This window comes from Candidatus Symbiopectobacterium sp. 'North America' (assembly GCF_015762685.1).
Lineage (GTDB): Bacteria > Pseudomonadota > Gammaproteobacteria > Enterobacterales > Enterobacteriaceae > Symbiopectobacterium.
Genome location: NZ_PEHF01000090.1, coordinates 1 through 6,805, shown reverse-complemented (window position 1 = coordinate 6,805; position 6,805 = coordinate 1). Strand labels below are relative to the sequence as shown.

The following is a 6,805-nucleotide window of genomic DNA, read 5'->3' as shown; positions in this document are numbered from 1 at the left end:
GGGAACTGCCTGGCTTTAATATAGCGAAGGGGCTGTCCGGAAGGACGGCCCTTTTTGCTGTGTGGAATAGTGTTCCCCCACCTGCGCGGGGAACACGGCGACTATTTACTCGCCGCGGTATCACTGTCGCTGGCCCAGGTTGCAATAAACTCAGCCACTTTTTCAGGATTATTAATGTCCAGCCAGGGCAAAGAAAGCTGTCGATCCGCATCATCATCACTGGCAATAGCCACGGCATAGTCATCCAATAAATCGTGCGCGTTCTTGCTCAATCCTCTGCGTGAGAGAACGATCTTCGGCACCTTTTCGTGTCGAAACCCTTCAACCAGCACCACATCCATCTTGCTCACCATCTAATAGAGATCTACTTCTTGGGTTTTCGGTGTTTCCGTCATCAGCGCCCAGCGTTGGTTACTGGCAACAAGCGTCTGCTCAGCCCCCGCTTTACGCAGCTCATAGCTGTCTTTGCCGGGTTTATCGATATCCATATCATGGTGAGTATGCTTTACACACCAATGCGTAGCCCTTTCTCTTTAAGGAGCGGGATCACGTGGGTGAGCAACGTGGTTTTCCCGGTACCGCTATACGCGCTAACGACAAGCAGGAGTGGGCGATGCAACTCAGTCATGGTTGGCCTCTTGCCAATTGGAGAGATCGTCTGGGGTGTTCAGGTTTTGGAATGCCAAAGGGCAATCCGCGAAAAGCACCGGAGTCGCCTCGATCTCTGCCAGAAAAAGCATCAGCTTACGATCGCCACGTTCCAGGTAGGTTTCAAGCTTTGGCATCAGGGAACGGTGGATAAGCAACAAGGTCGTATGCTCTCTCCGGCCATCGTTTACGTAGGCGGCATGCCCTTGCTGTTTGTTGTGCCACAGTCTCGCCACCAGATCGGTGGGTAAATTAGGGACATCACAGGGAGCGAAAACGGCCCATTCCGTCTCGATGGTTTTCAGGCTGGATAAGATACCGGCCAAGGGGCCTGAAAAGTCATTCGGTAAGTCGCTAAAAACGGTGCAGCCACTTTCCTGATAAACAGCCTGGTTACGATTGGCATTGATGTAGATGCGGTCCACTTGGGGTTTCAGGCGGGTTAAAACGTGTTGGTAGAGCGGTATACCGCGCAACGTTAATAGTCCCTTATCCTGCCCGCCCATTCGGCTGGCCTGGCCACCTGCCAGAATGATGCCTGTGATCCCTCGTTGTCGCGCCGCAGAGGCTCTATTCTGGGCAAAATAATTCCTGACGCCAAGCGCTTTCCACCCGTGATTAAGGCTGTTAAGGTGATATCAGCGTTTGTATATACAGTATAAGAGGATTAAATCATGAAATGTCATCGTGTTAATGAGTTGGTTGAGTTATTGCATCCTGCCTGGCAAAAAGATCCGGACTTAAATCTGGTCCAATTTTTACAAAAACTTGCACAGGAGGCGGGGTTCCAGGGGCAGCTAAGTGAGCTGACTGATGATATCCTGATCTACCATTTGAAAATGCGTGACACGGATAAAGAGCAGGTCATTCCAGGCTTGAAAAAGGATTATGAGGAAGATTTCAAAACAGCATTGCTGCGAGCTCGGGGTGTTATCAAAGACTGATGCCTTTTATCAACAGGTGCTGCTTTTCCGCGCTTATTTTGATTCCTATTGCGAGTAATGACGACGGCTATGCAAAGTTCAGTGTTTAATTTTCAGACGCTGTTTCCCTCGCTGATTATCGATGCGCTTTTCGCGGTAGGTATCCGGGTTGATTCTGGTTTGACGGCGCTCAACAGCTATGAAAACCGGGTTTATCAATTTATGGATGAAGACCGGCACCGTTTTGTCGTTAAATTCTATCGTCCTGAACGGTGGACGCAGGCGCAGATTCAGGAAGAGCACGATTTCGCCCTCGCATTGGTTGACGATGAGGTGCCCGTCGTTGCCCCTTTGAAGCTCAATGGTCAAACCCTGCATTGTTATGATGGCTTTTATTTTGCCGTTTTCCCAAGCGTAGGGGGGCGGCAATATGAAATGGATAATGACTATCAATTGGAAGGCGTTGGCCGTTTTCTGGGTCGTTGGCATCAGACGGGGCAAAAAGCGCTTTTTCTTGCTCGTCCTACCATTGGGGTTGAGGAATATCTCGACAAGTCTTATCAGTTATTGACGCAAATACAACGTATTCCTGCCACGTGCCGAGATTCCTTTTTGCAGTCTACCCAGCAACTTATCGAAATGGTAAAACACTATTGGACATTGGATGCTTCCTTTCTCCGATTGCACGGCGATTGTCACCCTGGAAATATTCTCTGGCGCGACGGCCCACTATTTGTCGATTTAGATGATGCCCGTAACGGACCCGCAGTGCAGGATTTGTGGATGTTGCTTCATGGCGAGCGTCAGGAACAGAGAATTCAGCTCGATATTCTGCTGGAAGTCTATAGTGAGTTTATGACATTTCAGGAGAAAGAGCTGGCGTTAATTGAGCCGCTTCGTGCGATGCGAATGGTGCATTATTTAGCGTGGATTATTCGCCGTTGGGAAGATCCGGCATTTCCCCCGAGCTTTCCCTGGATAAAAGATGATGATTTCTGGTTCAGGCAAACAGCAATATTTACTGAACAGGTTAAGCTGTTACAGGAGCCTCCTTTACAGCTATTGTCCATGTACTGATGTTTAACGGAGAGATGTGTTATATGAAGAGTGTATTTGCGGCATTATTGGGCATTATGTTGGCCTTTGGTGCATCAGTGTCAGATTTTTTTGATGGAAAACAGTATGTTGAAGTGAATAAGCCGGTGCCTCAATTACCGCAGGTGCTGGAGTTTTTCTCCTTCTACTGCCCGCAGTGCTATCAGTTTGCTGAGGTTTACCATATTCCTGAAGCTGTCAGTAAGGTGCTGCCAGCGGATACCAAAATTACGCGCTATCACGTCGATTTCCTCGGGCCTTTGGGGAAAGAACTAACACAGACCTGGTCAGTTGCCATCGCTTTGGGTGTTGAAGATAAAGTCACCCCGTTAATGTTTGATGCGGTGCAAAAAAGCCAAACGCTGAACACCACGGATGATATTCGTAAGGTGTTTGTGGCGGCGGGTGTTAAAGCTGAAGATTATGACGCTGCATTGAATAGCTTCGTGGTTAAGTCGCTGGTTGCCCAACAAGAAAAAGCGTCTGCGGATTTGCAATTGCGCGGTGTGCCGGCCATGTTTGTTAATGGCAAATATATGGTGAAAAGCGACGGTTTGGATACCAGTTCAATGGATGCATACGTGAAGCAATATGCTGATATTGTGAAATTCCTTATCGAGAAAAAATAGCACTTGTCGTATAACTGCGTCTGATAACAGGCGCAGTTATACCTTGGATATATCGTTTATCCGCTACGACAGTTTTGCCTCGGTGACGTTTAATTAGCGTTTAACTAATATCTATCCACAAAAAAAATGTTTTTTGTATTACGGGTATTTACCGGGGACTTTTTTTTATCTTGCTGAAAAAAATCCATAATATGTGAATCATTTTTTGATATAACATCAGCATCATTCTGATTTTCTCTTTCTATGCACAAAGTTATCCACAAGGCATTTGCTTTGCGTGTGCCAGATTTGCGGTTTTCTGTGCGTTAACGTTCGTCTCTTGCTGTGAGCTATGGCATGCTTAGCGCCATGATGGACGACATAGGTCATGACAGAACATGGTGCAGATTCCGCAAAACCCGTTAATTTTGGTCGATGGCTCGTCGTATTTATACCGTGCCTACCACGCATTCCCTCCTTTGACGAACAACGCAGATGAGCCGACAGGCGCCATGTATGGCGTGCTGAATATGCTGCGCAGCCTGCTGCTTCAGTTCTCTCCCAGCCATGTCGCTGTGGTGTTTGATGTCAAAGGAAAAACCTTCCGCGACGAACTGTTTGAAAACTACAAGGCGCATCGCCCACCGATGCTGGACGATCTGCGCGCGCAGATTGAGCCGCTGCACGCGATGGTGCGTGCCATGGGGCTGCCTTTGTTGGCCGTAAGCGGTGTGGAAGCGGATGACGTGATCGGTACGCTGGCGCGTCAGGCTGAAAGTGCGGGTACGCCGGTACTGATCAGCACCGGTGATAAAGACATGGCGCAACTGGTGTCACCGACGATCACGCTTATCAACACCATGAACAATACGGTGCTCGGGCCGCAGGAAGTCTGCGACAAATATGGTATTCCGCCGGAGCTGATTATCGATTTTCTGGCCCTGATGGGGGATGCATCGGATAACATTCCGGGTGTGCCGGGCGTAGGTGAAAAAACGGCACAGGCGTTACTTCAGGGGTTGGGGGGATTGGATACCCTGTACGGTAATCTGGATAAAATCGCCACGCTGTCCTTTCGCGGCGCAAAGACCATGGCGCAAAAGCTGGAACAGCATAAAGAAGTGGCATACCTCTCTTATCAACTGGCGACCATCAAAACTGACGTCGAATTGGAACAGACCTGCACTGAGCTGACGCTGAATGAACCCGATGTGGATGCACTTCATGGGCTGTTTAAGCGCTATGATTTCAAACGCTGGATCGCCGATGTGGAAAGTGGCATCTGGATGCAAGGTCGCAAGGGGCAATCTGCGGTTCCGCAGCCAACGCCTGCGGCACAAGCGCAGTCACAGTCGCCAGCGAAAGCAACCGTCGCCTTGAGCTGTGAAGACTATGTCACTATTCAGGATGAAGAGACCTTACAGTTGTGGATTGCCCGTCTCCAAAAGGCGGGAGAGTTTGCGTTTGATACAGAAACGGACGGCTTGGATACGCTGAGCGCCAATCTGATTGGTATGTCGTTTGCGGTGACGCCGGGTGAAGCGGCGTATCTGCCGCTGGTGCATGATTATCTGGATGCGCCGGAGCAAATCGACAGAGCTCGCGCACTGGAATTGCTTAAACCCCTGCTGGAAGATAGCGCGCTGCGCAAAATTGGGCAGAACCTGAAGTTCGATCAGGGCGTGATGAAGCGCTATGGCATTGAGCTACGTGGTATCGCGTATGACACCATGGTGGAGTCTTACGTATTAAACAGCGTGGTCGGCCGTCATGATATGGACAGCCTGGCCGAACGCTATCTGCAACATAAAACCATTTCGTTTGAAGAGATTGCGGGTAAAGGCAAGAACCAGCTTACCTTTAATCAGATTCCTGTTGAACAGGCCAGCACCTACGCCGCAGAAGATGCGGATGTCACTTTGCATTTGCATCAAACCCTGTGGGAAAAGTTGCAACAGCAAGGGGAACTGGTGAAGGTGTTCCGTGATATCGATATGCCGTTGGTGCCGGTGCTGTCACGCATTGAGCGGCAGGGAGTGCTGATTGATGTTGGCATTTTGGCGCAGCATTCTCAGGAACTGAGCACTCGCCTGGCTGAGCTTGAAACTGAGGTGCATGAGCTGGCTGGTGAAGCATTTAACCTTGCCTCCACTAAGCAGTTGCAGGGGATCTTGTACGATAAGCTAAAGCTGCCAGTGCTAAAGAAAACGCCGAAAGGTGCCCCTTCTACTAATGAAGAAGTGTTGGAAGAGCTGGCGCATGACTATCCGCTGCCCAAACGCATTCTGGAATATCGTGGGCTGGCGAAACTGAAATCCACTTACACCGATAAGCTGCCGCTGATGATCAATCCTCTGACCCAGCGGGTGCACACGTCATACCATCAGGCGGTCACGGCGACGGGGCGTCTTTCCTCCAGCGATCCCAATATACAAAACATCCCGGTACGCAACGATGAAGGGCGACGCATTCGTCAGGCGTTTATTGCTCCTGAAGGTTATCGCATCGTGGCGGCGGACTACTCTCAGATCGAACTGCGTATTATGGCGCACCTTTCCGGTGATGCCGGGTTGCTCAACGCGTTTGCCGAAGGGCTGGACATTCACCGCGCCACCGCTGCAGAAGTCTTTGGCTTGCCGCTGGAGAGCGTCACCGGAGAGCAGCGCCGCAGCGCCAAAGCCATCAACTTTGGTTTGATTTATGGCATGAGTGCTTTCGGTCTGTCACGTCAGTTGGGTATCCCCCGCGCTGAGTCGCAGCGCTATATGAACCTCTATTTCGAGCGCTATCCTGGCGTGCAGGACTACATGGAAAGAACCCGTCAGGAAGCTGCCGAGAAAGGGTATGTGCAGACGCTGGATGGGCGCCGTCTCTATTTGCCGGATATCCACTCACGCAATGCGATGAGCCGCAAGGCGGCGGAGCGTGCCGCCATTAACGCCCCTATGCAGGGCACTGCCGCCGATATCATCAAGAAGGCGATGATTGCGATCGATAGTTGGCTACAGCAAGAACAGCCGCAGGTGAACATGATCATGCAGGTACACGATGAATTGGTGTTTGAAGTACATGAGTCGGTGCTGGATGCGGCAAAACAAAAGATCGTTACTCTGATGGAAGGTTGTATGTCGCTAAACGTTCCGTTACGTGTAGATGTGGGCGAAGGTAAAAACTGGGATGAGACGCATTAATGTACAGAAAAATAGGATGTTGCAACTGAACGTTTAATGCGCATTACGTTATTCATTTCTGTAATTAAACTACAGGATTGGGTGACTTGCTCGACTTTGTGTGACCCATAGCCATTTTTTATGAAACTAAACAACAAAAAAACCTTTGTTCTAGCGAAAAAATAGGGTAGAGTTAACGACGTAGGGTACAGAGGTAAGATGTTCTATATTTCAGACCTTTTACTTCACTTAATCGGATTTAGCTGAATATTAGCCGCTCGGTGACTAAGGCTAATAAGATGGTCACCCCCACCCTGTAGCGGTACGCTGACAGGGTGTTTTTCTTTCAGGAGAGGCCATC

Annotated in this window: 5 protein-coding genes and 1 pseudogene; 4 read left to right on the top strand and 2 right to left on the bottom strand. The window is 49.7% G+C overall.

Features of this window, described 5'->3' with window-relative positions; all coding sequences use genetic code 11:
* Nucleotides 1-101: 101 nt before the first annotated feature.
* Nucleotides 102-628 (bottom strand): annotated as a pseudogene (gene mobB, locus CS369_RS19445) (molybdopterin-guanine dinucleotide biosynthesis protein MobB).
* On the bottom strand, nucleotides 621-1,193 hold the full coding sequence (mobA, locus tag CS369_RS19440) for a molybdenum cofactor guanylyltransferase MobA (protein ID WP_280514832.1): 573 nt from the start codon (nucleotides 1,191-1,193) through the stop codon (nucleotides 621-623). Before mobA ends, mobB begins: the two are co-directional and overlap by 8 nt.
* Before the next feature lie 129 nt (nucleotides 1,194-1,322).
* Between mobA and CS369_RS19435 the strand changes: the two genes are divergently transcribed.
* The 4 genes from CS369_RS19435 to polA all read left to right on the top strand — a co-directional run bounded on the left by CS369_RS19435 (nucleotide 1,323) and on the right by polA (nucleotide 6,465).
* The gene (locus CS369_RS19435; RefSeq protein ID WP_196908345.1) at nucleotides 1,323-1,592 is read left to right on the top strand and encodes a YihD family protein; all 270 of its coding nucleotides are present in this window, start codon (nucleotides 1,323-1,325) and stop codon (nucleotides 1,590-1,592) included.
* A 69-nt stretch (nucleotides 1,593-1,661) separates the two neighbouring features.
* Complete coding sequence (locus CS369_RS19430; protein WP_196908344.1) at nucleotides 1,662-2,648, top strand: serine/threonine protein kinase; 987 nt, start codon at nucleotides 1,662-1,664, stop codon at nucleotides 2,646-2,648.
* Between the two features lie 23 nt (nucleotides 2,649-2,671).
* Nucleotides 2,672-3,295, top strand: coding sequence for a thiol:disulfide interchange protein DsbA (gene dsbA, locus CS369_RS19425; RefSeq protein WP_196908343.1), 624 nt, complete (start codon nucleotides 2,672-2,674; stop codon nucleotides 3,293-3,295).
* Between the two features lie 377 nt (nucleotides 3,296-3,672).
* The gene (polA, locus tag CS369_RS19420) at nucleotides 3,673-6,465 is read left to right on the top strand and encodes a DNA polymerase I (RefSeq protein WP_196908342.1); all 2,793 of its coding nucleotides are present in this window, start codon (nucleotides 3,673-3,675) and stop codon (nucleotides 6,463-6,465) included.
* Nucleotides 6,466-6,805 lie beyond the last annotated feature (340 nt).

Excerpts from the sequence above, each read along its gene's own strand:
- CS369_RS19435 (WP_196908345.1), top strand. The coding sequence starts at position 1,323 with ATGAAATGTCATCGTGTTAATGAGTTGGTTGAGTTATTGCATCCTGCC.
- CS369_RS19430 (WP_196908344.1), top strand. The coding sequence starts at position 1,662 with ATGCAAAGTTCAGTGTTTAATTTTCAGACGCTGTTTCCCTCGCTGATT.
- dsbA (WP_196908343.1), top strand. The coding sequence starts at position 2,672 with ATGAAGAGTGTATTTGCGGCATTATTGGGCATTATGTTGGCCTTTGGT.
- polA (WP_196908342.1), top strand. The coding sequence starts at position 3,673 with ATGGTGCAGATTCCGCAAAACCCGTTAATTTTGGTCGATGGCTCGTCG.